Origin of the sequence: Jannaschia formosa (assembly GCF_003340555.1) — a bacterium.
GTDB lineage: Bacteria > Pseudomonadota > Alphaproteobacteria > Rhodobacterales > Rhodobacteraceae > Jannaschia > Jannaschia formosa.
In genome coordinates this window covers 164,010-188,868 of record NZ_QPLJ01000001.1, presented here as the reverse complement: position 1 = coordinate 188,868, position 24,859 = coordinate 164,010, and the positions used below count along the sequence as shown (strand labels likewise).

At 69.4% G+C, this 24,859-nt stretch carries 23 protein-coding genes; 17 read left to right on the top strand and 6 right to left on the bottom strand.

The genetic code is table 11. The annotated features are described in order from the left end of the window. Positions 1–30: 30 nt before the first annotated feature. From DR046_RS00995 to DR046_RS00985, 3 genes are all read right to left on the bottom strand, one after another. Positions 31–969 carry a carbohydrate ABC transporter permease gene (locus DR046_RS00995; protein WP_115379046.1) on the bottom strand — a complete coding sequence of 313 codons (939 nt, stop codon included), beginning with the start codon at positions 967–969 and terminating at the stop codon, positions 31–33. Then, entirely contained in the window at positions 966–1,427 is a 462-nt protein-coding gene (locus tag DR046_RS00990) for a hypothetical protein (RefSeq protein ID WP_115379044.1), read from the bottom strand. The genes DR046_RS00995 and DR046_RS00990 overlap by 4 nt, the downstream gene beginning before the upstream one ends. 128 nt (positions 1,428–1,555) lie before the next feature. Continuing rightward, positions 1,556–2,824, bottom strand: coding sequence for an ABC transporter substrate-binding protein (locus DR046_RS00985; protein WP_209313529.1), 1,269 nt, complete (start codon positions 2,822–2,824; stop codon positions 1,556–1,558). A gap of 170 nt (positions 2,825–2,994) precedes the next feature. Here DR046_RS00985 and DR046_RS00980 point away from each other — a divergent pair, with 170 nt between their 5' ends. From DR046_RS00980 to DR046_RS00955, 6 genes are all read left to right on the top strand, one after another. Then, complete coding sequence (locus tag DR046_RS00980) at positions 2,995–3,783, top strand: IclR family transcriptional regulator (protein WP_115379702.1); 789 nt, start codon at positions 2,995–2,997, stop codon at positions 3,781–3,783. After that, positions 3,765–4,820: an ABC transporter ATP-binding protein gene (locus DR046_RS00975; protein ID WP_115379042.1), complete on the top strand. Its 1,056-nt coding sequence runs from the start codon at positions 3,765–3,767 to the stop codon at positions 4,818–4,820. The genes DR046_RS00980 and DR046_RS00975 overlap by 19 nt, the downstream gene beginning before the upstream one ends. A 93-nt stretch (positions 4,821–4,913) precedes the next feature. Continuing rightward, positions 4,914–5,675, top strand: coding sequence for a DeoR/GlpR family DNA-binding transcription regulator (locus DR046_RS00970; RefSeq protein WP_115379040.1), 762 nt, complete (start codon positions 4,914–4,916; stop codon positions 5,673–5,675). An 88-nt stretch (positions 5,676–5,763) separates the two neighbouring features. Next, positions 5,764–6,342 carry a TRAP transporter small permease gene (locus tag DR046_RS00965; RefSeq protein WP_115379038.1) on the top strand — a complete coding sequence of 193 codons (579 nt, stop codon included), beginning with the start codon at positions 5,764–5,766 and terminating at the stop codon, positions 6,340–6,342. Next, the gene (locus DR046_RS00960) at positions 6,343–7,635 is read left to right on the top strand and encodes a TRAP transporter large permease (RefSeq protein ID WP_115379036.1); all 1,293 of its coding nucleotides are present in this window, start codon (positions 6,343–6,345) and stop codon (positions 7,633–7,635) included. 34 nt (positions 7,636–7,669) lie between these two features. Beyond that, complete coding sequence (locus DR046_RS00955) at positions 7,670–8,734, top strand: TRAP transporter substrate-binding protein (RefSeq protein WP_115379034.1); 1,065 nt, start codon at positions 7,670–7,672, stop codon at positions 8,732–8,734. Between the two features lie 42 nt (positions 8,735–8,776). Here the strand turns inward: DR046_RS00955 and DR046_RS00950 are convergent, their stop codons facing one another. Then, positions 8,777–10,333 carry a methyl-accepting chemotaxis protein gene (locus DR046_RS00950; protein WP_115379032.1) on the bottom strand — a complete coding sequence of 519 codons (1,557 nt, stop codon included), beginning with the start codon at positions 10,331–10,333 and terminating at the stop codon, positions 8,777–8,779. 176 nt (positions 10,334–10,509) lie between these two features. On the opposite strand from DR046_RS00950, the gene DR046_RS00945 reads away from it, so the two are divergent. From DR046_RS00945 to DR046_RS00900, 10 genes are all read left to right on the top strand, one after another. Next, positions 10,510–11,346: a PfkB family carbohydrate kinase gene (locus tag DR046_RS00945; RefSeq protein ID WP_115379030.1), complete on the top strand. Its 837-nt coding sequence runs from the start codon at positions 10,510–10,512 to the stop codon at positions 11,344–11,346. Then, positions 11,343–12,374, top strand: a complete 1,032-nt coding sequence (locus tag DR046_RS00940; RefSeq protein WP_115379028.1) for a tagatose 1,6-diphosphate aldolase — start codon at positions 11,343–11,345, stop codon at positions 12,372–12,374. Before DR046_RS00945 ends, DR046_RS00940 begins: the two co-directional genes overlap by 4 nt. After that, a complete protein-coding gene (locus DR046_RS00935; protein WP_115379026.1) occupies positions 12,371–13,717 on the top strand; it encodes an L-fucose/L-arabinose isomerase family protein in 1,347 nt (448 codons plus the stop codon). The genes DR046_RS00940 and DR046_RS00935 overlap by 4 nt, the downstream gene beginning before the upstream one ends. Further along, positions 13,714–14,808 (top strand): Gfo/Idh/MocA family protein, encoded by a 1,095-nt coding sequence (locus DR046_RS00930; protein ID WP_115379024.1) that lies wholly within the window; start codon positions 13,714–13,716, stop codon positions 14,806–14,808. The genes DR046_RS00935 and DR046_RS00930 overlap by 4 nt, the downstream gene beginning before the upstream one ends. Positions 14,809–14,891: 83 nt before the next feature. Continuing rightward, a complete protein-coding gene (locus DR046_RS00925; RefSeq protein ID WP_115379022.1) occupies positions 14,892–15,794 on the top strand; it encodes a hydroxyacid dehydrogenase in 903 nt (300 codons plus the stop codon). A gap of 225 nt (positions 15,795–16,019) precedes the next feature. Then, positions 16,020–16,979, top strand: a complete 960-nt coding sequence (locus DR046_RS00920; RefSeq protein WP_115379020.1) for an aldose epimerase family protein — start codon at positions 16,020–16,022, stop codon at positions 16,977–16,979. A 3-nt stretch (positions 16,980–16,982) separates the two neighbouring features. Continuing rightward, positions 16,983–18,440: an NAD-dependent succinate-semialdehyde dehydrogenase gene (locus tag DR046_RS00915; protein ID WP_115379018.1), complete on the top strand. Its 1,458-nt coding sequence runs from the start codon at positions 16,983–16,985 to the stop codon at positions 18,438–18,440. Positions 18,441–18,687: 247 nt separating this feature from the next. After that, complete coding sequence (locus tag DR046_RS00910) at positions 18,688–19,980, top strand: MFS transporter (protein WP_115379016.1); 1,293 nt, start codon at positions 18,688–18,690, stop codon at positions 19,978–19,980. A 131-nt stretch (positions 19,981–20,111) separates the two neighbouring features. Beyond that, complete coding sequence (locus DR046_RS00905; RefSeq protein ID WP_115379014.1) at positions 20,112–21,098, top strand: Gfo/Idh/MocA family protein; 987 nt, start codon at positions 20,112–20,114, stop codon at positions 21,096–21,098. Between the two features lie 47 nt (positions 21,099–21,145). Continuing rightward, positions 21,146–21,835: an NAD(P)-dependent oxidoreductase gene (locus DR046_RS00900; RefSeq protein ID WP_245190746.1), complete on the top strand. Its 690-nt coding sequence runs from the start codon at positions 21,146–21,148 to the stop codon at positions 21,833–21,835. 180 nt (positions 21,836–22,015) lie between these two features. Here the strand turns inward: DR046_RS00900 and DR046_RS00895 are convergent, their stop codons facing one another. Next, positions 22,016–23,038 carry an SDR family oxidoreductase gene (locus tag DR046_RS00895; protein WP_115379012.1) on the bottom strand — a complete coding sequence of 341 codons (1,023 nt, stop codon included), beginning with the start codon at positions 23,036–23,038 and terminating at the stop codon, positions 22,016–22,018. A 237-nt stretch (positions 23,039–23,275) separates the two neighbouring features. Further along, complete coding sequence (locus DR046_RS00890) at positions 23,276–23,935, bottom strand: 50S ribosomal protein L25/general stress protein Ctc (protein WP_115379010.1); 660 nt, start codon at positions 23,933–23,935, stop codon at positions 23,276–23,278. 185 nt (positions 23,936–24,120) lie between these two features. Between DR046_RS00890 and DR046_RS00885 the strand changes: the two genes are divergently transcribed. Further along, a complete protein-coding gene (locus DR046_RS00885; protein WP_115379008.1) occupies positions 24,121–24,783 on the top strand; it encodes an MOSC domain-containing protein in 663 nt (220 codons plus the stop codon). The last annotated feature ends 76 nt before the right edge of the window (positions 24,784–24,859 follow it).

Below are 24,859 nucleotides of genomic sequence, written 5' to 3'. Positions count from 1 at the left end.
GGTCCGCGGCCCGTCGATGCGGGGGCCGCCTCACCGCGCCACCTTCTCGTCGCGATACATCGACCACAGGAAGTAGGCGATGAAGACCAGCATGATGAGGAACAGCACGACCGCGATGGCGGCGCCGTAGCCCATGCGGAAGCCGAACTCGGCCAGGGCCTTCTCGAACATGTAGAACGACAGGACCCGGGTGGAGCCGAAGGGGCCTCCGTTGGTCATGATCGAGATCAGGTCGAAGCTCCGCAATGCGCCGATGATCGTCACCACGAAGGCGATGAAGGTGGCAGGTTTCAGTTGCGGGATGATGACATACCAGAGCATCCGCCAGCCCTTGGCGCCGTCGAGGCGCGCTGCCTCCACCTGCTCGGGGTCCACGGCGTTGAGGCCGGTGAGGTAGAGGATCATGCAATAGGCCGTCTGCGGCCAGAGGCCGGCGGCGATGATCCCGTAGGTGGCGAGGTCGGGGTCGCCCAGGATGTTGAGCGAGGTGCCGAACCAGCCCAGCACCACGTTCAGAAGCCCGACCTGCGGCAGGTAGAACCAGGAGAACACGAGGCCCACCACGACCTGCGAGATCACGAAGGGGAAGAAGAACAGCGACTTGTAGAGCCGGATTCCTGTCACCGTCTGGTTGAGGAACAGCGCGATGCCGAGGCCCAGCGGGATCGCCAGCAGGTAGAGCACCAGCCAGCGGATGTTGTTCCAGAACGAGGTCTCGAAGGCCCGGTCGGTGGCGAGTTCGCGGTAGTTGTCGAGCCCGATATAGGTCGCCTCGCCCAGCCCGTCCCAACGGTAGAGCGAGATGTTGAAGCTCTGGAAGATGGGGAAGATCACGTAGACCGCGAAGAACAGCAGCCCCGGCGCGAGGAAGAGCCAGGGGGTCACGCGGATCTCGTTGCGGCGATACCAGGAGCGGGTGTCGCTGACCGGCGGATGGGTGTCCGGGACGACGGGGGCGGGGGTGGTCATTCGGCGTCTCCGCAGGTGTCGCGCAGGGCGGCGATGGCCGCGCCGCTGCCGCTGAGATGGAAGGGCCGGGTCTCGGCCGGGCCGTCGAGGCGGGCGCTGCTGCCCGAGGCCAGCGCGTCGAGCACCGTGGCGGGCACCGCGATGTCGGAGAGGATGCGCAGACCCGTGGCCGCGTCGTCCTCGCCCGTGCCCTCCAGCCGCCAGTCCTGCCCGTCGATGGTCAGGTCGGCGGTGCCGCGCTGCCCCACGGCGACCGGGTAGGGCGAGACGAAGCGCATCGTCGTGTCGCCGCCCGCGCAGGTGAGGGTGAAGAAGCCTTCGCCGGGGCTTTCGCAGGGGGCGAGGCCCGCGCTGCCGTCGCTCGCCCACCAGAGCGATCCGTCGCGGCAGGTGCCCTGCACCGCCTGCGCGGCGGCGGGGGCGGCGAGACAGGTCAGCAGAAGGGCGAGGCGGAGCATGTCGCGTGTCCTTTCCGGCGCATTCGGATGGCGCGGGCCATGCGGATGGGTCGGGGGAGAGGGGGGCATGGCGCTGCCCCCCTGCGGGCCGGTGCGGGTGGGCGCACGGGCACCCACCCCCTTGGCCGTCAGTTGGCGGCGTAGATCCGCTCGCGCGCCTGTTCGAGCCGCTGGAGGATGTCCTCGAGATTGTCGGGGAACACCATGAACTCCTGCAGGCCCTCCATGGCGAGCGCGGCCATCTCGGCCGGGAAGTCCCGGTCGAAGAACTGCGCGACGCCGCCGGTGGCGTTGTTCGACAGCATCTCGAAGCCCTGCTCCAGGAACTCGTCCGCGTCGACCGAGGACATCGCGTTGACCGGAAGCTGGCCCAGCGCGTCGCCCGCGTTGATGGCGGTCTGCACCTCTGCCGAGGTGACGAACTTCAGGAATTCGCGCGCGGCTTCCTTGTTCTGGGCGCCCGCCGGGATGTGGAACGTGTCGGTCGGGGCGTCCTCGCCCAGCTCCACGTCGGGGTTGATCGCCGGGAACTGGTAGAAGTCGAGCTGCTCGTCGGTCAGCCCGCCATCGCGCAGCGGGGCCACGGCGAAGTTGCCCATCAGGTAAGCGGTGGCTTCCCCGTTGACCATGAAGGGCAGCGCCTCCTGCCAGGAATAGTTCTGGTGGTCGTCGATATAGGCGCCCATGTCGATCAGCTCGCGCCAGTTGGCGAAGGTCTGGCGGACGCGGTCATCGGTCCAGGGGATCTCGCCCTGGGCGAGCTGCATGTGGAACGGGAAGCCGTTGGTCCGCATGTTGAGGTAGTCGAACCAGCCGCCGGCGGTCCAAAGGAACTTGGTCCCGATGGTGTAGCACTTGCGGCCCGAATCGAGGATGGCCTGGCAATTGGCCAGCTCCTGCTCCCAGGTCTCGGGCTCTTCCAGGCCCAGCTCCTCGAAGATGTCCTCGCGGTAGTAGATGCCCCACTGGTAGTAGGTGTAGGGCACGCCCCACTGCTTGCCGTCGATGGTCAGCGCGCCCTTCACGGCGTCGAGGCCCTCGATATCCTCCCAGACGTCGGAGACGTCCTCGAAGAGGCCCGCGTTGACATAGGGCATCATCCGGTTCGCGGCGTACCAGTTCACCACGTCGGGCGGGTTGGCCGAAAGCGTGTTGCGGATCTGGGTCTTCCAGGCCTCCCGGTCGACGATCTCGAGCTCGACCTCCAGGTCGGGATGCATCTCGTCGAATTGCCGGGCCAGGCCTTCCATCACGGCGCGGGGGGCCGGGTTGGACATGTCGGAGACGATCTTGAGCTCACCGGAAAGCTGCGGCCCCGTCTGGGCGAGCGCCGGAGCGGTCAAGAGGGTCGTGGCCGTGAGTCCCAGCAAGGCCGGGGCCGTCAGGATGGATCGCATGATTACCTCCCAGTTGCGTCCATGCCCGGTCCCCTTCGGAAGTTCCAAATATCGGAACCGGGTTTCTTATATTGAAAACTGTCCGACGTTCTGCATAGCCTGTCAACCAGTTTGACGGGCGCGCCCGCCAGACGGGCAGGCGCGGGGAGGCAGAATTGAACGTCCAGCGGATGGGAGGCGACGGCACGGTGGGCAAGGCGCTCGACGTGCTCGACCGGGTGGCGGCCTATGGCCGGCCGGTGCGCTTTTCGGAGCTGCTGGAGGGGTCGCCTTTCCCGAAGGCCACGACCTACCGGCTGCTGCAGACGCTGGTGAGCCAGGGGATGCTGCGGCTCGATCCCGAATCGGGGACCTATGCGCCGGGCATGCGGCTGGTGCGGATGGCCCATGCCGCCTGGGCGCAGTCGAGCCTCGCGCCCATCGCGCAGCCGCATCTCGACCGGCTGAGCCAGGAGGTCGGCGAGACCGTGCATCTTGCGCAGCTCGACGGGGCGCAGGTTCTCTATGTCGACAAGCGCAACCGGGCGGCGAAGGTGCCGATGTATTCCGATGCCGGGAAGGTCGGCCCCGCCTATTGCACCGGCGTCGGCAAGGCCATGCTGGCCTTCCTGCCCGAGGCGGAGCTGACCCGCGTGCTGGCCCAGCAGAGCTGGCACCCCTTCACCGGGGCGACCATCACCTCGCCGCAGGCCATGCGCGAGGAACTGGCCGCCATCCGCGACCGGGGCCATGCCTACGACCTGGAGGAGCACGAGCCGGGGATCCGCTGCATCGCCATGCCGGTGCTGTCGGCGCGGGGCCGGGTGCAGGGGGCCGTATCGGTCACCACGGACGGGCCGGGCCCGCTGGACGATCATCTGCCCGCGCTTCGCGCGGCCGTCACACGCATCGCCGGAGATCTGCGCGACTGGCGCTTTCCGGACAAAGGGGAGGACCAGGAATGGCAGGCGTCGAGCTGAGGGACGTGATCAAGCGCTACGGCGAGACCCAGGTGATCCACGGGATCGACCTGCGGATCGAGGAGGGGGAGTTCTGCGTCTTCGTCGGGCCCTCGGGCTGCGGCAAGTCCACCCTGCTGCGCATGATTGCGGGGCTGGAGGAGACCACGGACGGCAAGATCACAATCGGCGCGCGCGACGTGACCCGCGAGGACCCGTCGCAGCGCGGGGTGGCGATGGTGTTCCAGACCTACGCGCTCTACCCGCACATGACGGTCGAGGAGAACATGGGCTTCGGCCTGAAGATGAACGGCCATCCCAAGGCCGAGATCCGGGAGAAGGTCGCCGAGGCGAGCCGCATCCTGAAGCTGGACGAATACCTCAAGCGCAAGCCCGCCGCGCTGTCGGGCGGCCAGCGCCAGCGCGTCGCCATCGGGCGGGCGATCGTCCGGGGGCCGGAGGTGTTCCTCTTCGACGAGCCGCTGTCGAACCTCGACGCGGAGTTGCGCGTCGAGATGCGGGTGGAGATCGCCCGGCTCCACAAGGAGATCGGGTCGACGATGATCTACGTCACCCACGACCAGGTCGAGGCGATGACCATGGCCGACAAGATCGTGGTGCTGCGGAAGGGCGTGATCGAGCAGGTCGGCGCGCCGCTGGAGCTGTATCGCGACCCGGACAACCGCTTCGTCGCCGGGTTCATCGGCTCGCCCTCGATGAACTTCCTGAAGGGCACGGTCGCGGGGGGCGCGGTCGATCTGCCGGCCCTCGGGGCGCGGGTGGAGCCTGCCGTGACCCTGCCTTCGGAGGGCAGCGACGTGATTGTGGGCATGCGGCCCGAGCATCTGGAAATCGCGCAGGGCGGCGCCCTGACGGTCGATCTGACCGAGGCGCTGGGCGGGGTGAGCTATGCCTATCTCTCGGCGCCGACGGGCGAGAAGATGATCGTGGAGGAGCGGGGCGACATCCGCTCCTCCGAGGGTGACAGGGTCGGCCTGTCGATCGCGCCCGAGCGGATCATGGTCTTCGACGCCGCGACGGGGCAGCGCATCCGCTGACGGCCGGCGCGGAGTTTCGACTGGAAGCCCGGACCGCGATCCGGGCTTTCGTTTCTTTCGGTATTGGGCAAGACTGCCCACCGGGGGGACGTCATGCTTTCGCAACGGCAGCAGAAGATACTTTCGCTCATCGAGGAGACGTCGCGGGTGCGGGTCGATGACCTTGCCGTCCGCTTCGCGACCACGCCGCAGACGATCCGCAAGGACCTGCAGGTGCTGGCTGACCTGCACCGCATCGTCCGCTTCCACGGCGGCGCGACGCTGGTCGGCGGCGTCGAATACGCACCCCCTTCGGAGCGGGAGGGCGCGGGGCGCGAGGCCAAGCGGGCCATCGGCGCCGCCGTGGCCGCGCGCCTTCCCCCGGCAGGGGCGGTGTTCCTGAACGCGGGGACGACGACGGCGCAGGCGGTGCGGATGCTGACCGGCGCGCGGCAGTTGCGGATCATCGTCGACAACGTCGATCTGGCCGCGGAGATGCGGGTCCTGCCGGGGGTCGAGGCAGTCGTGCCGAGCGGCGCCGTGCGCCGCAGCGACGGCGCGATCCTGGGGGCGGAGGCGGTGGATTACCTGCGGCAGTTCCGCCCCGACCATGCCGTGATCGGCGCCGCCGCCGTGGCCGAGGATGGCGGGCTTCTCGATTTCGATCTGGCCGAGGTGCAGGTCTGCCGCGCGATGATCGCCCATGCGCGCCATGTCATCCTCGCGGTCGATTCGTCGAAGTTCCGCAGCACGGCGCCGGTGCGCTTCGGCTCGCTCGCCGATGTCGGGACGCTGGTCACCGATGCGGGCGCGCCGGACTGGGTCGCGGCGCTCTGTGCCGAATTCGACGTCGAACTGGTCGCCGTGCCGGTCTGATCCTGCTTGACAGGCGCTTTCGTTTTCGAAAGGGTTTGAGGCGGAGGCGCGCGCAATCGAAAGCGGTTGCCGCGGAGAGGGAGGTCTCATGGCCTGGCATGTCACCGGCGCGCGCGTGCTCGCCCGGATCAATGCGCCCGTGCTCGCGGTCGGGCGCGGCATCGGGATCGTCTGCATGGCGCTGATGGTCGTCTTCATCTTGGTGCAGGTGTTCTGGCGCTATGCGCTGTCGAACCCCTTGCCCTGGCCCGAGGAGGCGGCGCGCTTCCTGATGCTGTGGCTGATGGTCGTGGCGCCGACCGGGCTGCGCCGGGGCGGCTTCGTCGCCATCGACATGATCCAGCTGGCCCTGCCGCGCATTGCCGGGGGCCTGCTGACGCTGGGCCTGCTGCTGCTGTCGCTGGCCGTGCTGGTCGTCGGCGTGCGGATCGGCTTCGCCGAGGTCACCGGCTTCTCGGGCCGGTTCAAGACGTCGTCGCTGTATTACCCGACCCTGGACGGCTGGGTGAAGATGCCTCGATCGTGGATGATGGCCTCTCTGGTGGTCGGGCTGATCATGATGGTCTCGGTCATGCTGGAGCTGGTCCTGCGGCAGCTTGCCGTCCTGTTCGGTGCGGCGGAGGACCTGCCGGTCATTCCCCACAGCGCGACGGTGGGGGCCGAATAGATGCTGGTCTGGTTCCTGCCGCTGTTCCTGCTGCTTCTGATGGTCGGCCTGCCGGTCTTCTTCGCCCTGCTGGCCGCGCCCGGCGTCATGCTGTGGCTGAACGGGGATGCGAGCGACTTCGTCCTGCTCTACCGCAACACCTACAACGGGATGGACAGCTTCCCGCTGATGGCGATCCCGTTCTTCATGCTCGCCGGCGAGATGATGAACCGCGGCGGGATCACCCTGCGCCTCGTGGAGTTCGCGCAGGCCTGCGTCGGGCATTTCCGCGCCGGGCTGGCGCAGGTGAACATCCTCTCCTCGATGCTGTTCGCAGGGCTGTCGGGCTCGGCCGTGGCCGACACCTCGGCGCTGGGCTCGATGCTGATCCCGGCGATGGAGAAGGAGGGCTACACCCGCCGCTTCGCCGCCGCCGTCACAGCCGCCAGCTCGGTGATCGGGCCGATCATCCCCCCCTCGGGCATCATGATCATCTACGCCTATGTCATGGAGCAGTCGGTCGCGGCCCTGTTCCTGGCCGGCATCGTGCCCGGCATCCTGGTGGGCGTGGGCCTGATGATCGTCACCAACGTCATCGCCCGGCGCAACCCTGCCGGGATGCCGCCGCTGAAGCGCCGCGCGACCTGGCCCGAGAAGGGGCAGGCCTCGCTCAAGGCGTTCTTCCCGCTGATGACCCCGGTCATCATCCTGGGCGGCATCCTGGGCGGCGTCTTCACCCCGACCGAGGCGGCGGCGGTCGCGGTGGGCTACGCGCTGATCGTGTCGCTGTTCATCCTGCGCGAGATGTCCTGGCGCGACCTGCCGGACGTCCTGGGCAAGGCCGCGCTGATCTCGTCGGTGGTGCTGCTGCTGGTGGGCGCGGCGCTGGCCTTCAAGACGGTCGTCGCGCTGAGCCACGCGCCCGAGGCGCTGGCCGAGCTCATCCTGTCGCTGTCGAGCAACCCGCTGGTCCTGCTGCTGCTGATCAACCTGCTTCTGTTCATCGTCGGCATGTTCCTCGACGCAGGCCCCGCGATCATCATCCTCGGCCCGATCCTCGGCCCGATCTTCACGTCCATGGGCGTCGATCCGGTGCATTTCGCGATCATCATGTCCGTCAACCTGACCGTGGGGCTGGCGACGCCGCCGATGGGGCTGGTCCTGTTCGTGGCGAGCTCCGTCTCGGGCGAGCGGGTCGAGACCATCGCCCGCGCCATCCTGCCGTTCCTCGCCGTCGAGATCCTCGTGATTTTCCTGATAACCTACGTGCCGGCCATCTCGCTCGCCGTGCCCAGGTTCTTCGGGTTCCTCTAGAAAGCCGGTCCAACAGGGAGAGAGAGACCACATCATGAAACTCAAGCCGCTTCTGACCTCGGCCGCGCTGGCGCTTGCCGTCGCGCTGCCCTCCGTCGCCGTCGCGCAGGACGTGATCAACCTGCGCGCCACGGCCAATTCCAACGAGAACGACGAGGATTATGACGGGCTCGTCGTCTTCAAGAACTACGTCGAGAACGCGTCGAACGGCGCGATCACGGTCGAGTTGTTCATCGGCACGCAGCTCTGCTCGAACGGGGCGGAATGCCTGCAGGGCGTGGCCGACGGGTCGATCGACATCTTCGTGACGACCTCGGGCGGAGCCGCGGGCATCTTTCCCTACGTGCAGATCTTCGACCTGCCTTACCTGATGGCCGACGACCGCGTCGCCGAGGAGGTGCTGACCTCGACCGACCTCGTCGCGCAGCTGCGCGCGAAGGCGCTGGAAGATTCGGGTGACACGATCCGGATCATGACGATCGGCAATACCGGCGGCTGGCGCAACTTCGCCAATACCGTGCGCCCGATCGAGAACCCCGAGGACCTGGCCGGGCTGAAGATCCGGACCGTCGTCGCCGACCTGCCGCAGGAGCTGGTGCGCGCGCTGGGCGCCTCGCCGACGCCGATCCCGTGGCCGGAGCTGTTCACCTCGCTGCAGACCGGCGTGGTCGAGGGGACGAAGAACGGGATCACCGACATCATGGGGATGAAGTTCCCGGATGCGGGGCTGCAATACGTCACGCTGGACGGGCACGCCTACATGGCGGCGATCTGGGTGATGAACAACGAGGTGTTCAAGTCGATGTCGCCCGAGCTTCAGCGCGTCGTCGTGGACGGGTTCGCGGCGCTGCAGCAGGCGACCTTCGCCTCGCCGAAGCGCAAGTCGATCTCGGCCTACCAGGAGTTCGTCGCCGATGGCGGCAACCTCTACGTGCCGTCGCCGGAGCAGAAGCAGGCCTTCCAGGATGCCGCGGCGCCGGTCTACGACTGGTTCGCCGAGAACGTGGACGGCGGCGAGGAGATGCTGGCCAACTTCCGCGCCGCCATCGCCGAGGCCGAGGCCGACGTGAACGCCCGCCGCGACGCCGAGCTCAACTGACACCGGGGCGCCGGGGGCGACGTGCCCCCGACGCCCTTTCCATCACGCGGCCCGGGTGCCGCCCGCTTCCCCTTCGTCCGTCGCGCCCGGCCGGGGCGGCTGGCCTGCCAGTTCGAAGCTTCCGATCAGGTCGGCAAGCTCCCGGGTGGCCTGTGCCAGCGTCTCCGACAGCGTGACCCCCTCCCGCGACGCCGCGACGTTGCGTTCGACCGAGTTAGACATGGCCTGCACCGTCTCCTCCATGATGCCGAAGCGATCGGCCTGCGCCTCTCCGGTGCGGGTGATGTCGTCGAAGACGCGACCGATCTCGCCCAGCCGATCCTCCAGCACCTGCAGCGCCCTGGCGGTCGCCTCGGTCACCTGGCGCCCCTCGGCGACCTGGGCCGCGTTCTCGTCGGCGAGGGCGCGGATGTCGTCGGCCCCCTGCGTGACGCGCGTGGCCAGCGATCGCACCTCGGTCGCGACGACGGCGAAGCCGCGCCCGGCATCCCCGGCCCGCGCGGCCTCGACCGCGGCGTTCAGCGACAGCAGGTGGGTCTGATGCGCGATGGTGTCGATCAACTCCGCCAGTTCGCGGACGCCGGCGCTGCTTTCCTCGATGCGGGCCATCCCGTCGGTGACGGCGGCGACGCCGCTTCCGGCCTCGCGCGCGTCGGCCGAGATGCGGCGCAGGGCGGCGCCCGCCTCTTCGGCGGCGGCGCGGTTGGCGCCGAGCGCGTCGCGCATCGCTGCCGCGCCTTCGGTCAGCACGCCGAGATTGCCCTTCGCCCGGGTCGCCCGCTGCTCCAGCGCGCTGGCCTGGCCGCGCAGCGCCTCGGAGGCGTCGGAGACCTGCACCGCGGTCTGGCGGATGCGCGAGAGCGTGTCGGACATCGCGGCGATCGAGGTCGCGATATTGGCCTGGAGGCTGGCGAAGTCGCCTTCCCACCGCCCCTCCATCCGTGCGTCGAGCCGGCCCTGCGCCAGCGCGTCGAGCGCATCCATCGCGGCGCCGAGCCCGTCCGAGAGCGCGTCCATCAGCGCGTTCAGATCGGCGCCGATGGCGGCGAGCGCGGGGTCGTCGAGATCGCCGCTGACACGCTGCGAAAGGTCGCCGGACTGCGCCCCGCGCAGCACCGTGCCCAGCCCGTCGGAAAGACGGTGTTCCAGCGCAGCGCGGGCCTCGGCCCGCTCGGCCGCGCGCCGGGCGTCGAAGGCGCGCAGCACGCCCATCAACTCCCGGTTCATGGCCTGGAGGAAGGCATCGACCCCCTCGGGGCCGAGCCCGAGGAAGCGATTCGTCCGCTCGATCAGCGCGCCCAGCATGAGGGTCGTCAGATGCTGATGCCCGGCCGCGAAATCCTCGAAGGTGCCGCCCTGCGCCGCGATCCGGTCGACGATCAGCGTCCAGTGCGCCTCGGACGCATCGGGCGGGCCGAGGAAGGCGGCGTGCAGGCGGGCGAGGTCGTCCCGGACCAGGTCCTCGGGCACGTCGGCGGGGTCGCAATCCATCGCGCGGGCGAAGACCCGGCGCAGATGGGGGGCAAGGTCGAGAAGGCAGATGCGATGGATGTCCGCGGCGGTCTGCGGCTGCGTGGCGCGGGCGAAGGGCGGCGGCATCGGCGGACCTCGGGCGGGAAGGATCGCATCGGGGAATATCCGCCCGGCCTGAAGGAAGCGTTAATCCGCCCTGCGGACGGGGGTGATCGGGAGCGTCCCACCCGCGGCCATGCCGGTGGGCCGGGCCGGGCCGGGGCCGCCGGAGACGGGAGGCCCGAGCGGCGGGAGGTGGTGCGATGACGCGGCTTCTGGTCTGTGGCATCGCCGTGATGGACTACGTTCAGCGGGTCGACGCGCTGCCGACCCGAGAGGGCAAGCACCGCTCCCGCAGCTTCGAGCGGATCGGCGGCGGCTGCGCGGCCAATGCGGCGGTGGGCGCGGCACGGCTGGGGGGGCAGGTCATGCTGGTCACGCGGCTGGGGGCGGACGCCACGGGCGACGAGCTGGCCGCGATGCTGGCGGGGGCGGGCGTGGTGCCGGCCTTCGCGCGCGGGGGGCGGACGCCGCTCAGTTCGGTGATGGTCGACCCGGCGGGCGAGCGGATGATCGTCAATTTTCCGGGTGAGGCCCTGCCGGAGACGCCCCCGGACCTGCCGGCCTTCGACGCGGCCCTCTGCGATTGCCGCTGGCCCGAGGCCGCCGAGGCCGTCCTGACGGCGGCGCGCGCGGCGGGCCGTCCCGCCGTGCTGGATGGCGAGAAATTCACGCCCGAGGCGCTGGCCGCGCTGGCGAGCCACGTCGTCTTCAGCGCCCCCGGCCTGCGCGACTTCACCGGCACCGACGCGCTGCCCGAGGCGCTGGCGCAGGCCGCCGCGCGGCTGCCGGGACAGGTCGCCTATACCGACGGCGCGGACGGCGTCACCTGGGCCGACGGGCTGCACGTCCCCGCGCCCGCGGTCGAGGCCGTCGACACGCTGGGCGCCGGGGACCTCTGGCACGGCGCCTTCGCGCTGGCGCTCGGCCGCGGCGAGGACCGCGAGACCGCCAGCCGCTACGCCAACCGCGCCGCCGCGATCAAATGCACCCGGCCTGGCGGCTGGGACGCCTATCCGACCGAAAAGGACCTTCCATGACCCCGCTCACACCCGGCAAGCAGCTTGGCCTGCGCCGCATGTCCGACCCCTCGGGCCGCTTCAAGATGACTGCCGTCGACCAGCGCCCGCCGATCAAGGCGCCCATCGCCGAGGCGCGCGGCGGCGAGGCCCCGTGGGAGGACGTGGCCGCCGTCAAGACGGCCCTGCTGGAGGCGTTGCAACCCGCCTCGACGGCGATGCTGCTCGACCCGCATTACGCCATCCCGCATGGCTGGCGCGCCTTCGACCCGCGCAAGGGGCTGATCGTGACGCTGGAGGATTCGCTCTTTCGCGAGACAGGGCAGGGGCGCCTCTCGGCCGAGATCGACGACTGGTCCGTCGGCAAGATCAAGCGCATGGGCGGTGACGCGGTGAAGGTGCTGGCCTGGTTCCGCCCCGACGTCTCGGCCGAGGTGCGCGTGGCGCAGGAGGATTTCGTCAGGCGTACCGGCGACCTGTGCGCCCGGCTCGACATCCCCTTCCTGTTCGAGCTGCTGGTCCACCCGGTCGACAGCGACGCCGAGCAGACCTCGGACTATACCGAGATGGCGACGAAGCATTCCGATCACGTGCTGAAGTCGGTCGAGCATTTCGCCGGCCCCGACTACGGCGTCGACGTCTTCAAGCTGGAAAGTCCGGTGCCCGCGAAGGGCATCGCCGCGGGCGACGCCTCGGTGCAGGCCCTCTTCGACGAGATGGGCGGGCTGGCCGGCCGGCCCTGGGTGATGCTGTCGGCGGGGGCGGGCAAGGACGACTTTGCGACCGTGCTGGACTACGCCTACGCGGCCGGGGCCTCGGGCTATCTGGCGGGTCGGGCGATCTGGCTCGACGCCTTCCGCGAATGGCCGGACATGGAGGCGATGCGGAGGGGCTTGCAGCGGGACTCGGTCCCCTACATGGAGCGGCTGAACGCCCTGACCGACGAGAAGGCCGCGCCCTGGCACGCGCATGCCCGCTTCGGCGGCGACGGGCTGGCCTTCACCGATCCCACGGCGGGCTTCCGCCATGGCTACGGAGACATCCGATGAAGATCGCGCTTCTGCCGCTCGCGCGGCCCACCTTCGACGTGCCCTATGCCGAGGAGAAACTGGCCGCGATGCTGGCGCATCTCGACGCCTGGGCCGAGGCTGCAGGCCACGAGATCGCCGGCCCCCGCACCCTGCTCATGGGGCCGGACGAGGCCGCCCTGCCGAAAGGGGCCGATGCGCTCCTGATCCTGCAGGTCACCTTCACCGACGCGGCCTTCGCCACGCGCGCCGCCACCGGCTTCGACGGCCCCGTGGCCGTCTGGGCCGTGCCCGAGCCCCGGGCGGGCGGGCGTCTGCGCCTCAACGCCTTCTGCGGGCTGAACCTTCTGAGCCATGCACTGGGGTTGAACGACCGGCCCTTCACCTGGGCCTATGGCGACGCGCCCGATCTCGACGCGCTGCTGCTGGGTCCGGTGCAGGCGCCGAAGTTTGGCGCCCCCTCCACCGCTCCCGCGCGGCAGGTCTGCCGCGACCTGCGCATCGCCCGCATCGGGGAGCGGCCGGGCGGATTCGACACCTGCGCCTACGACAAGGCCGCGCTGCGCGACCTGACCGGTGCCGAGGTGACGGAGCTGGAGCTGCCCGACCTCTTCGACCGTGCCCGCGCCCTGCCGGAGACGCCCGCGCGCTATGCCGCGCAGGCCGAGGCGCTGGCCGGTCTCGATACGCTCGACCGGGGAGAGCTCGACCGCTCGCTGCGGCTGGCGGGGGCGCTCGACGACCTGCGCGCCGAGCACCGCTTCGACGCCATGGCGATCCGCTGCTGGCCCGAGACCTTCACCGAATATGGCGGCGCGGTCTGCGGCCCCGTCTCGATGCTGGGCGAGGCGCGCACCCCCTGCGCCTGTGAGGCCGATGTCTACGGCGCCGTCACCCAGGCCATCCTGCAGGAGGTGGCGGATGCGCCGGTCTTCCTCGCCGACCTCGTGGACATGGACGGCGAGACCGGGGTGGTCTGGCATTGCGGGCAGGCGCCCGCCTCGATGGCGAAGGGGGAGATGGCCGCCACTGTCCACACCAACCGCAGGCAGGCGCTGCTGCTGGAGTTCCCGCTGAAGCCCGGCCGCGTCACCCTGTTCCGGCTCAGCCAGGCGCGAGGGCGTCAACAGGTCATCGTCGCTACCGGCGAGATGCTCGACCGGCCGATGGCCTTCACCGGCACCTCGGGCGTGCTCCGCTTCGACCGGGGCGCCGACGCGGTGCTGGCCGACGTGATGGCGAGCGGGCTCGAACACCACATGGCGCTGGCCTATGGCGACCACGGCCCGGCGCTGGCCGGGGTGGCGGCGGGGCTCGGCATCGACCTGCTGGAGCTCGGCGCCTCGCGGGGGGACCCGCGATGATCCGCTACGGACTGATCGGCGCGGGGATGATGGGGCAGGAGCATATCCGCAATATCGCCCTGCTGGACGGCGCGAAGGTCACCGCCGTGGCCGACCCGGACGAGGGCATGCGCAGCCTCTCGCTGGCCGCCACCGACAACGCGGAAGGCTATGCCGATCCCGACGAGCTGATCCGCAAGGCCGACTGCGACGTCTACCTGGTCGCCGCCCCGAACGACACCCATGCGGACCTGCTGCAGCGGCTGATGGCGACCGAGAAGCCGATCCTGGTCGAGAAGCCGCTGGCCACCACGACGGCCGACTGCCGCGACCTGCTCAACATGGCCAAGGGGCGGCGGGCGCCGATCTGGGTGGCGATGGAATACCGCTACATGCCGCCGATCCAGCGGCTGCTCCAGGCGATCGAGCAGGGAGCGACGGGCGACCCGCGCATGGTCTCGATCCGCGAGCATCGCTTCCCCTTCCTGCCCAAGGTCGACGACTGGAACCGCTTCAACGCGCGCACCGGCGGGACGCTGGTCGAGAAATGCTGCCATTTCTGGGACCTGATGCGGCTGATCCTGCGCTCGGACCCGGTGCGCGTCTATGCTAGCGCCGGTGTCGATGTGAACCACCGCGACGAGCGCTATGCCGGAGGCATCCCCGACATCGTCGACAACGCCTATGTGGTGGTCGATTTCGCCAACGGCACGCGCGGGATGCTGGACCTGTGCATGTTCGCCGAAGGATCGCACTGGCAGGAATTCGTCGCCGTCACCGGCCCGAAGGCGCGCTGCGACGCGCTGATCCCCGGCCCCGCCCGCTTCGCGCCCGACGGCGCGCCGCGGGAGGCGGAGTTCGTGACCTCGATCCGCGCGCTCAAACGCGAGGTGCGGGAGGTCATCCACACGCCGCCTGAGCTGCTGATCGCGGGCGACCATCACGGCTCGACCTTCTACCAGCACGAGCGGTTCCTCGACCTCGTCCGCCGCGGCTCCGGCACGCCCGAGGTGACGCTGGCGGACGGCTATTGGTCCGTCCTCGTGGGCGAGGCGGCAGAGGAATCCGCCCGCTCGGGCCAGGCCATCGATCTGAGGGGGCGTGCCCCCTAGTCCCCTTCCTGTGGCCGGAAATACTCCACGGGGGTCCGGGGGTGTGAAACCCCCGGTCCCGCCCTTCAAGCAGGCGCTGACCGATGATCCTCATAACCGAATTCATGGACGAGACCTGGGTCGACTGGCTCCGCGCACGGTCGCCCGTCACCTACGAACCCGATCTTCCCGACCGCCCGGCCGACCTGGCCGAGCGCGCGAGAGGCGCCCGCGCCCTGATCGTGCGCAACCGGACGCAGGTCCGGGGCGAGTTGCTCGACGCGGGCTTCGGCTGCGTTGGGCGGCTCGGTGTGGGGCTCGACAACATCGACCTCGACGGCTGCAAGGCGCGCGGGATCGCGGTCTACCCGGCCACCGGCGCCAACACGCTGTCGGTCGCCGAATACGTCGTCACCACCGCCGCCATGTTGCTGCGCGGGGCCTACGGGTTGCGCGCGGAGATGGAGGCGGGCGATTGGCCGCGGGCACATGCGGGGCAGGGGCGCGAGATCGCGGGCAAGGTGCTGGGCCTCGTCGGCTATGGAGAGATCGCGCGCGTCACCGGTCGTCTGGGCCGCGCACTGGGGATGGAGGTGATCGCGGCCGATCCCTACGCGCCCGATTTCGAGGGCGCGCGGGAGGCGCCGCTGGAGGAGGTGCTGGCCCGGGCCGATGTCGTGTCGCTGCACGTGCCGCTGACCGACGGAACGCGCGGCCTGATCGACGCGGCCGCGCTGGCGTCGATGAAGCCCGGCGCCGTGCTGGTGAATGCCGCGCGCGGTGGCGTGGTGGACGAGGAGGCTGTCTGCGACGCGCTGCGGTCGGGGAAGCTGGCGGGTGCGGCGCTGGACACCTTCGCGGACGAGCCTCTGGGGGCCGCGCATCCCTTCGCGGGCGTGCCGAACCTGATCCTGACTCCACATGTCGCCGGCGTGACCCAAGAGGCGAATACCCGCGTCTCGGAGATGACGGCGCGCCGCGTGGCGGAGCATCTGGGGATTGCTTGAGGGGGCGCAGGCGAGGCTCCGGCGTGGGGCCTGCAGGAGCAGGCCAGATGTCCAGCGGGCCGTCCCGGGGCGGGGGTGGAGGGGGCTCTGCCCCCCGTCGCGCGTCGCGCGACTCCCCCGGAGTATTTCCGGCCACAGGAAGACGGGGGCCGGTCAGGGCGAGACCGGGGCAGGGGGGTGCCGGGCATGGTTCCGCCCGGCCGCCAAAGGTTCTAGGGAGAGGACATGAGCACGCGACCCACCTACACGATTTCCGGCCACGGCCTGACGGCGACCTTCATCGGCCTCGGCGCCGTGCTGCACGACCTGCGGCTGGACGGCCATGCCCCGCCTCTGGTGCTGGGCCTCGCCGACACGGCGCATTACCCGGAACATTCCAACTACATGGGGGCCACCGCAGGACGGTATGCCAACCGGATCGGCGGCGCGCGATTCGTGCTGGACGGCACCGAGTACCAGCTCGACCCGAACTTCCTCGGACGCCATCACCTGCATGGCGGCAGCGCCGGGATCGGCAAGCGCGAATGGGAGGTGACGGAGCACGGGGTCGACCGGATCGCCTTCGCCATCGACCTGGCGGATGGCGAGATGGGCTATCCCGGCGCGATGCGGGTGGAGGCGGTCTACGCCTGCGCTCCGGATGCGACGCTGCGGGTGGACTATCGCGCCACGGCCGAGGCGCCGACGCTCTGCAACCTCGCGCATCACAGCTACTGGTGTCTCGACGACGGCCCCACGGTCGCGGATCACGTCCTGACCGTCGCGGCCGACCGCTACACGCCGGTGGACGAGGATCTGATCCCGACGGGGGTGGCGCCGGTGGAGGGCACCGGTTTCGACTTCAGGCAAGGCCGGGCGCTGGCGCAGCCCGGGCTGCTGGACCACAATCTGTGCCTGTCGGATGGTCGAACGGCGCTGCGCGACGTGGCCTGGCTACGGTCGGCGCGCAGCGGGCTGACGATGACCCTCGCCACGACCGAGCCGGGGCTTCAGGTCTATGACGGCGGCAAGCTGAACACCCAGGTGCCGGGGCTGGAGGGTCGGACCTACCGTGCCCATGCGGGCGTTGCGCTGGAGCCGCAGTTCTGGCCCGACAGCCCGAACCGGCCCGATTTCCCCGACGCCGTGCTGCGGCCCGGCGAGACCTACCATCAGACCACCACCTACCGCTTCGCGAAAGGATAGACGATGCTCGATGCGACCGGCTTCAAGACCTGGATGAAGGAAGCGAACCTGATCGGCGGCGACTGGGTTGGCGCCGATGGTGGCGCGACCATCGACGTCACCAACCCCGTGGACGGCGCCGTCCTGGGCACCGTGCCGAAGGCCGGGAAGGCCGAGACCGAGCGCGCCATCGCCGCCGCCTCGGCCGCCTTCCCCGGCTTCCGCGGCATGTCCCTGATGGAGCGCTGCGGGCTGCTGTGGAAGCTGCACGACGCGCTGATGGACAACCAGGCGGACCTGGCCGAGCTGCTGACCGTCGAGATGGGCAAGCCCTTGGCCGAGGCGAAGGGCGAGATCGCCATCGGCGCGCAATACGTGCGCTGGTTTGCCGAGGAGGCGCGCCGCGCCAAGGGCGAGATCGTGCCCGCCGGCGTGAACGGCCGCCGCATCCTGGTGACGAAGCACGCCATCGGCGTCGTGGGGATGATCACGCCCTGGAACTTCCCCAGCAGCATGCTGGCGCGCAAGATCGCGCCCGCGCTGGCGGTGGGCTGCACGGTCGTCGCCAAGCCCGCGACGGCGACGCCCTATAGCGGGCTGGCCTGGGGGGCGCTTTGCGAGGAGGTGGGCTATCCGAAGGGCGTGGTGAACGTCGTCACCGGCTCGGCGCGCGAGATCGCGGGCGCGATGATGGCGGCGCCCGAGGTTCGCAAGATCACCTTCACGGGGTCCACCGAGGTCGGCAAGGAGCTGATCCGGCAGTCGGCCGACACCGTGAAGAAGGTCTCGATGGAACTGGGCGGCAACGCGCCCTTCCTCGTCTTCGACGACGCCGACATCGAGAAGGCGGTCGAGGGCGCCATGGTGTCCAAGTTCCGCAACGCGGGCCAGACCTGCGTCTGCGCCAACCGCATCTATGTCCAGAGCGGCATCCACGACGCCTTCGTCAAGCGGCTGGTCGAGAAGACCGAGGCGATGAAGGTCGGCGACGGGCGCGAGGCCGGGGTCGAGCAGGGGCCGATGATCGACATGGCCGCGGTCGAGAAGGTCGAGGAGTTCGTCTCGGACGCGAAGGAGAAGGGCGCGGAGGTCGTCACCGGCGGGTCGCGCCACGAGAAGGGCGGCACCTTCTTCCAGCCGACCGTCGTTACCGGCGCCACCCAGGCGATGAAGTTCGCCACCGAGGAGATCTTCGGCCCGCTCGCCCCGGTCTTCCGCTTCGACACCGAGGAGGAGGCCATCGAGATGGCCAACGCCACGGTCTATGGGCTTGCCTGCTACGCCTATACCAGGGATCTGGGTCGCGCGTTCCGGCTGAACGAGGGGCTGCAATACGGGATGATCGGGATCAACTCGGGCCTCATCACCACGGTTGAGGCCCCCTTCGGCGGCGTCAAGGAAAGCGGCCTAGGCAAGGAAGGCGGCTCGCAGGGGCTGGAGGACTATCTGGAGACGAAATACGTCTGCATCGACGGGATCTGAGAGAGCCTTCGCAGTGCCCCGTCCTGGGAGGGGCGGGGCAGGTTCACTGGAGCCGGGATTGAGGAGGGGCGGGGCAGGTTCACTGGAGCCGGGATTGAGGCCCGGCTGCCCAGTTCGGGAAAGTTCGCTTTTCGGACTGATTTGCCGTTCGCTACGCTTTTTCGAACGGCCGCTTTGATGCGCCTGGAATAAGTCCCGGCTCGGCCAGGGCGTCGTGCATGGTGGCAGAAACGTCGGTGTTGCAGGCATGGCGACCGAGATAGAGTTTTCCTTCGCAGCGCTAAGCGGTCCGGCGCGACGGCACATTCGGGTGTTTCAGACACACCAATTCCTTGACCGTTTTGCGATGGGTCTGACGGTCGCGGTTGTTGCTTTGGCGTTGACTGACCGAGGCATGGATCTCTTTCAGATTTCACTTCTCTTCGGGGTCTACTCGCTCACGACGATGACGATGGAACTGCCGTTTGGCGGTCTGGCGGACAGCATTGGCCGCAAGCCCGTCTTCTTGACAGCGGTCGTCGCTAGCCTGATTTCGCTCGCGCTCTTTCTATCGACGAGCGATTTCTACGTTCTGGCGCTATCATTTGCATTCATCGGCTTCGGACGGGCGCTTCGGTCAGGAACGCTCGATGCGTGGTTTGTTGAAACGTTCAAAGCCGCCGCGCCAGATGTCGATGTCCAACCCGCACTCGCCAAAGCACAATGGGCCAATGCTGTGGGGTTGGCCGTTGGTGCCGTCCTGGGAGGTGTACTGCCGGATATTTTTGGCAAGGTCGCGAAAGGACTCGGGTTCAGCATCTATGACGTGTCCTACGTGGCAAGCTTTGGCGTGATGCTGGGCGTTTTGGTTTTCACGATGTTGGCCATAGTCGAAAATCCGCGTCCGAAGAACGCCAACGCACTCAAACACGGGTTCGCAAACGTTCCTTTGGTGATCAAGGATGCAGGCCTTCTTGCCTTCAAACATCCTGCATTGGCGGTGCTTCTGGCATCGCTGGCGTTCTTCCTGATGGCGACCAATCCGGTCGAGGTGATCTGGCCGACCCATGCAAAACCCATGTTGGACGAGGCTTATGCGAACACTGTCATTGGTGTCGTAACAGCGACCTATTTCTTTTCCATCGCTTTCGGCGCATCGCTGTCCCCGCGCATCAGCCGGATCTTCAGGCGGCGGCACGCGATGACGCTTGCGGCGACTTTTGCCTGCTTGGCAAGTGTTCAGATTGCTCTGGCGCTACAGGGCAGTATCATCGGCTTTGTGACGGTATTCGTCCTGTATTCCGTGATCCTTGGTGTCAGCGAAACGCCAGCCAGCAGCATTCTCCATCGCTGCGTAGAAGACCGTCAGCGGTCGACCATGCTGTCGCTGAGGTCGTTGATCCAACAATTGGGAGCGGCATTGGGTTTAGTTCTGGCCGGAGCCGTCGCCGAAATTTACTCTACACCTATCGCATGGATCGTCGGTGCGGTGTTTCTTTTGATTGCGGTGATACTGACCTTGGTGTTGGCCAAGCGATTGGCCGCAGAAGCCGATAGCTGATTTTCATGCATCATGCGGCATTGGTCAAAGTGGGCTCAGACCGGCCTTTCGGACTCACGGGCCGCGTCCTGCCCACTTGACCCCGCTGCCTCATCCGAGGACGTTCTGCCCGAACCAGAGGGAAGCGCCAGATGACCGATCCGATCCGCTGGGGGGTGCTGGGCGCCTCCGACTTCGCGCGCCGCACGATGGCGCCGGCGATCCATGCCTCGGCCGGGCATGTGCTGGCGGCGCTGGCCACGCGCTCGGCCGAGAAGGCCGCGCCCTTCGCCGCGCTCGCGCCGGGGCTGCGGGTGCATGACGGCTACGACGCGATGCTGGCCGATCCGGAGATCGACGCGGTCTACGTGCCGCTGCCCCACACGATGCATGTCGAATGGGGCGTGAAGGCGCTGGAGGCGGGCAAGCATGTGCTCGTCGAGAAGCCCGTCGGGATGACCGAGGCCGAGATCGCGCCGCTGATCGCGGCGCGCGACGCGACCGGGTTGCAGGCCGCCGAGGCCTACATGATCGTCCACCATCCCCAGTGGCAGTTCGTGCGCGAGCTGATCGACGGGGGCGCCCTCGGAACGCTGCGCCATGTCGAGGGCGTGTTCACCTACGACAACGCCTCGGACCCCGCGAACATCCGCAACGCCGCCGCGACCGGGGGCGGTGCGCTGCCGGATATCGGCGTCTACACCTATGGCTGCACCCGCTGGGCCACGCGGTCCGAGCCCGAGGCGATCACCCATGCCGATATCGAGTGGCAGGCGGGCTGCGACGTGGTCGCGCGGGTCTCGGCCCGCTTCCCGGGCTTCACGGCGCACTGGATCAACTCCATGCGGCTGCTGCCCGAGCAGTTCATGCTGTTCCACGGGGATGCCGGGCTGATCCGCCTGACCGCCCCCTTCAACGCCGCCAAGTTCGGCGAGGCGGTGGTGGAATGGCGCGGGCGGGACTTCGTCACCCATCGCCGGAGCTGGCCGGGCGTGAACCAGTACGTGCTGCAGGTCGAGGCCTTCGGCGCCGCCATCCGCGGCGAGGCGGCCTTTCCGTGGACACTGAGGGATGCGGCGGGCACGCAGCGCGTGATCGACATGGCCTATGCCGCGGCGGGCGGACGGCCCGCGGTGTGAGGGAACCGCCCCCGGTTCCACCCGTTGAAGGGGAAAGGGGACCGCACATGCATCTCACGATCTTCGGCGCCGATGGCGCCACCGGGAGGCGTCTGGTCGAGGCCGCGCTGGCCGACGGGCATCGCGTCCGGGCCTGCTGCCACGGCAGGCGGCTGACGCGGCAGCATCCCGATCTGGAATGCGTCGAGGCGGACCTGATGACCCGCTCCGGCCTCGAGGCGCATCTGGAGGGGACGGATGCGGTGCTCAACGCCGTCGGCATCGACGCGAAGCCCACGACGGTGATGAACCCGCCGAAGCTGTACACCCAGGGCACGCTGAACCTGATCCTCGCGATGCGTGCGGTCGGTGTGGACCGGCTCGTCACGATCTCGGCCAGCTTCGTCGAGACCCGCGCTCGCGGGCCGATCTGGTTCCGCGCCGCCGCCGAGACCGGGCTGCGCGCCATCTTCGAGCAGATGGCCGACATGGAGCGGATCCTGCAGGCCACCGAGACGCTGCGCTGGACGGCCGTGCGCCCCGGCTGGCTTCTGGACGAGGGGCCGTCGGGCGACTACCGCGTCTTCCCCAACGTCATCCCCGAGAACCTGATCCGCACCCGGACCGGCGACCTGGCGGCCTTCATGCTGCGCTGCGCGGTCGAGGACCTGCATGTCCGAGAGACACCGGCCATCGCGCGCCCCGAGGCGCCGTCGAAATCCGGACCCGACGCGGTGCTGCGGGAGATCCTGGGCTGAGCGGGGGCCGGCGTCAGTCTCGCCGCAAACCCGGACGCGCGGGAGCGCGGGGCGGCTGATCCTTTTCCACCGAACCGCCGCCCCCGCCCCGCCCTGAAACGTCGAACGGTTTCAACGAGGCAGGAGGCTCCGAAAGGTTCCCGACAGGGCGCAGCCCGGCGGGGTCCTTTCGGGTGGACATCATCGTCCGGCGCTGTTGCGCGCCCGGCGGGCCAGTGCGGCGGCGCCCGCGGCGAGCGCAAGCCCCACGGCGGCGGTGGCGACCGGGTGCATCTGCGCCTCGAGCATCAGGCTCGTGCGGCGCGCGGGGCTCGTGACGCCCGATCGCTCCTCCAGGTTGCGGGCGCTGGAATGCAGGTTGTCGCGCATGCCCGGCCGGGGCGGCGTGTCGCCGCGCTGGAGCATCCGGCCCGTCGCCTGCATCATCGCGTCGGTCGTGCGCGGCGCGATGCGCGTCATCTTGGCCGTCGCCCAGCCCGCGCCGCCCACATCGAGGTCGCGCGCGTCGTGCGTGCAGGCATGCGCGATGGCCTTGGCGACCAGCGCCGGGTCGTAGGAAGGCGGCGGGTTCACCGTCGAGTCGGTGTCCATGTGGTTGCGGGCGTGTTCCATGTAGGGCGTGTCGATCGCGCCGGGCTTGACCAGCGTGATCGAGACGTCGAGCCCGGCCTCGGCCGTTTCCGTCCGCACGGCGTCGGTGATCGCCTTCACCGCGAACTTGGAGGCCGAGTAGGGCCCCTGAAGGATCATCGCCCGGTCCGAAAGCTGCGAACCCATGTTGACGATCTTGCCGGTCCCGCCCTGCCGGCGGAACAGCCGCAACGCGGTGAGCGTGCCGTGGACGACACCCCAGTAGTTCGTCTCGAAGAGCCTGCGGTGATCCTCGAGCGGGACGTCCTCCACCTTGCCGTAGATCGCGACGCCCGCGTCGTTGATCCAGGTGTCGACATGGCCGAACCGGGCGACGGCGCGCTCGGCGACGCGCTCGACCGACCCGGCCTCGGCGACGTCGGTCGGCACGGCGAGCGTGCACTCGGCGCCGAGTTCCTCGGCGAGCGTCTCGAGCGCATCCTCGCCGCGTGCGACGAGGACCAGCCGCGCGCCTTCGCGCGAAAGCAGCCGCGCGGTCGCGAGGCCGATGCCGGAGGTCGCGCCGGTCAGCACGATCACCTGATCGGAAAGGGGTTTGAACGAGAGCGTCATGGGAGCCTCCGGTAGATGCCTGGGTCTGTGGTCGCGGACGCAACGCAATCGGAGGGGCAAGGGGTCCTGGCGGTGCGTCGTCCGGTCACGCCCTCCGGGCGCGCCCGATGGCGGCCGGAATCCGGGCACCGGCGCGCGCGCCGCGGATCGCGGGAGGCTGCCGGTCCCCGCAAAGCGAAGGGGCGCGGAACCGTCCGGTCCCGCGCCCCTCGATGCCGTCCGACAGGACGAAGGAGGTCAGTCCGCCTTGCCCTCTACGGTCTCGGCGTCCTGGTTGATGACCTCGGTCTCGGTCACCTCGTCCTCGTCGTCCTTCTGCGAGGCGAGGCCCGACGGGGCCTGCATGTTGGCCAGCACGAAATCGCGGTCGATCGTGGGCTTCACCCCCTCGGGCAGCATCGCATCCGAGATGTGCAGCGTGTCGCCGATCTCCATCTTCGAGCAGTCGACGGTGATGTGATCGGGGATGTCGCCCGCGGTCACCCGCAGCTCGACCTCGGGGCGCACGACGGTCAGCACGCCGCCCTTCTTGTCGCCGGGCGAGCCGTGCACGCCCTCGAACACCACGGGGATGTAGAGGTTCACCTTGGACGTGCGGCGCAGCCGCATCAGGTCCAGATGGGTCGGCAGGTCCTTGACGACGTCGCGCTGGACGTCGCGGCAGATGACGCGCACGTCCTCCTGACCCTCGATCTTCAGGTTCCAGAGCGTCGCGCGGAAGCGCCCCGCCTTCAGTTTCGCAAGCAGCTCGTTGAACGGGATCTGGATCGGCATCGGGTCGGCCCCGCCGCCATAGACGACGCCCGGGACCATGCCGTCCCGGCGTGCCTGACGAGCGGCCCCCTTGCCCGTCCCCGTCCGTGCCAGAGCCACGAGATCCGGAATCTCACCAGCCATGTCAAAAGTCTCCAATTCGGTAGAGTCAGGCGGCCTCCAAGGGTGTCCGCCCGGTGTGAAGGCCGCCCTCTAGAAGAGCGGGGCCGGTCTGGCAACCCCGTTTGTCCGGATTTCGCGCCGCCCCCGCGTTGCGCGGGCGGCGCGCGGGGGATAAGCCGGGGTGACCCTGTCCCGGAGGACCCCGCATGGCCGACAGCACCCTCGTCACCGGCGTCTTCATCGGGCGCGTCGAAGACCGCTGGAACGGCAGGCCGCCCTCGGCCATCGGCAAGCGGGCCGTCCGCGGCCCGGTCGCCGTCGGCGCGACGGGGCTCGACGGCGACGCGCAGGCCGACCTGCGCGTCCATGGCGGCGTGGGCAAGGCGGTGCATGTCTACCCGGCTGCTCACTACCCTGCGTGGGAGCGGGAACTGGGCCCGAACCCGCGCTTCGCGCCCGGGGGCTTCGGCGAGAACGTCTCGCTGCCGGACTGGACCGAGGAGGACGTCTGCATCGGCGACGTGCTGCGGATGGGCTCGGCCACGGTGGCGGTGAGCCAGGGGCGGCAGCCCTGCTGGAAGCTGGCCGCCCATGTCGGGGTCGAGGACATGGTGCTGCGGATGCGCGACAGCTTGCGCACCGGCTGGTATCTGCGCGTGGTCGAGGCGGGCGTCGTGGCCGAGGGTGACGGGATGTCCCTGCTCGACCGGCCGCATCCCGGCTGGACGGTGCGCCGCGCCGCGGCGGCGCTGTTCGACCGCAGGACGGAGATCGACGTCGTGGCGGAGCTGGCCCGGATGGACGATCTCGATCCGAGCTGGCGCGACGACTTCGCCGGACGGCTGGCCCGGGCGGGGGCGCAGGCATGACCCGGGCGCCGCGCGGCAGGTGCAGGCACGGCTCCGGGCTCCGCGCATGGGGCGCCCGCCGCGGGCCTTCGCCGCG

Excerpts from the sequence above, each read along its gene's own strand:
- DR046_RS00980 (WP_115379702.1), top strand. The coding sequence starts at position 2,995 with ATGGGAGGCGACGGCACGGTGGGCAAGGCGCTCGACGTGCTCGACCGG.
- DR046_RS00945 (WP_115379030.1), top strand. The coding sequence starts at position 10,510 with ATGACGCGGCTTCTGGTCTGTGGCATCGCCGTGATGGACTACGTTCAG.
- DR046_RS00890 (WP_115379010.1), bottom strand. The coding sequence starts at position 23,935 with ATGGCTGGTGAGATTCCGGATCTCGTGGCTCTGGCACGGACGGGGACG.
- DR046_RS00995 (WP_115379046.1), bottom strand. The coding sequence starts at position 969 with ATGACCACCCCCGCCCCCGTCGTCCCGGACACCCATCCGCCGGTCAGC.
- DR046_RS00985 (WP_209313529.1), bottom strand. The coding sequence starts at position 2,824 with ATGCGATCCATCCTGACGGCCCCGGCCTTGCTGGGACTCACGGCCACG.
- DR046_RS00965 (WP_115379038.1), top strand. The coding sequence starts at position 5,764 with ATGGCCTGGCATGTCACCGGCGCGCGCGTGCTCGCCCGGATCAATGCG.
- DR046_RS00910 (WP_115379016.1), top strand. The coding sequence starts at position 18,688 with ATGGCGACCGAGATAGAGTTTTCCTTCGCAGCGCTAAGCGGTCCGGCG.
- DR046_RS00955 (WP_115379034.1), top strand. The coding sequence starts at position 7,670 with ATGAAACTCAAGCCGCTTCTGACCTCGGCCGCGCTGGCGCTTGCCGTC.
- DR046_RS00970 (WP_115379040.1), top strand. The coding sequence starts at position 4,914 with ATGCTTTCGCAACGGCAGCAGAAGATACTTTCGCTCATCGAGGAGACG.
- DR046_RS00950 (WP_115379032.1), bottom strand. The coding sequence starts at position 10,333 with ATGCCGCCGCCCTTCGCCCGCGCCACGCAGCCGCAGACCGCCGCGGAC.
- DR046_RS00960 (WP_115379036.1), top strand. The coding sequence starts at position 6,343 with ATGCTGGTCTGGTTCCTGCCGCTGTTCCTGCTGCTTCTGATGGTCGGC.
- DR046_RS00925 (WP_115379022.1), top strand. The coding sequence starts at position 14,892 with ATGATCCTCATAACCGAATTCATGGACGAGACCTGGGTCGACTGGCTC.
- DR046_RS00930 (WP_115379024.1), top strand. The coding sequence starts at position 13,714 with ATGATCCGCTACGGACTGATCGGCGCGGGGATGATGGGGCAGGAGCAT.
- DR046_RS00915 (WP_115379018.1), top strand. The coding sequence starts at position 16,983 with ATGCTCGATGCGACCGGCTTCAAGACCTGGATGAAGGAAGCGAACCTG.
- DR046_RS00940 (WP_115379028.1), top strand. The coding sequence starts at position 11,343 with ATGACCCCGCTCACACCCGGCAAGCAGCTTGGCCTGCGCCGCATGTCC.
- DR046_RS00990 (WP_115379044.1), bottom strand. The coding sequence starts at position 1,427 with ATGCTCCGCCTCGCCCTTCTGCTGACCTGTCTCGCCGCCCCCGCCGCC.
- DR046_RS00885 (WP_115379008.1), top strand. The coding sequence starts at position 24,121 with ATGGCCGACAGCACCCTCGTCACCGGCGTCTTCATCGGGCGCGTCGAA.
- DR046_RS00975 (WP_115379042.1), top strand. The coding sequence starts at position 3,765 with ATGGCAGGCGTCGAGCTGAGGGACGTGATCAAGCGCTACGGCGAGACC.
- DR046_RS00935 (WP_115379026.1), top strand. The coding sequence starts at position 12,371 with ATGAAGATCGCGCTTCTGCCGCTCGCGCGGCCCACCTTCGACGTGCCC.
- DR046_RS00900 (WP_245190746.1), top strand. The coding sequence starts at position 21,146 with ATGCATCTCACGATCTTCGGCGCCGATGGCGCCACCGGGAGGCGTCTG.
- DR046_RS00895 (WP_115379012.1), bottom strand. The coding sequence starts at position 23,038 with ATGACGCTCTCGTTCAAACCCCTTTCCGATCAGGTGATCGTGCTGACC.
- DR046_RS00905 (WP_115379014.1), top strand. The coding sequence starts at position 20,112 with ATGACCGATCCGATCCGCTGGGGGGTGCTGGGCGCCTCCGACTTCGCG.
- DR046_RS00920 (WP_115379020.1), top strand. The coding sequence starts at position 16,020 with ATGAGCACGCGACCCACCTACACGATTTCCGGCCACGGCCTGACGGCG.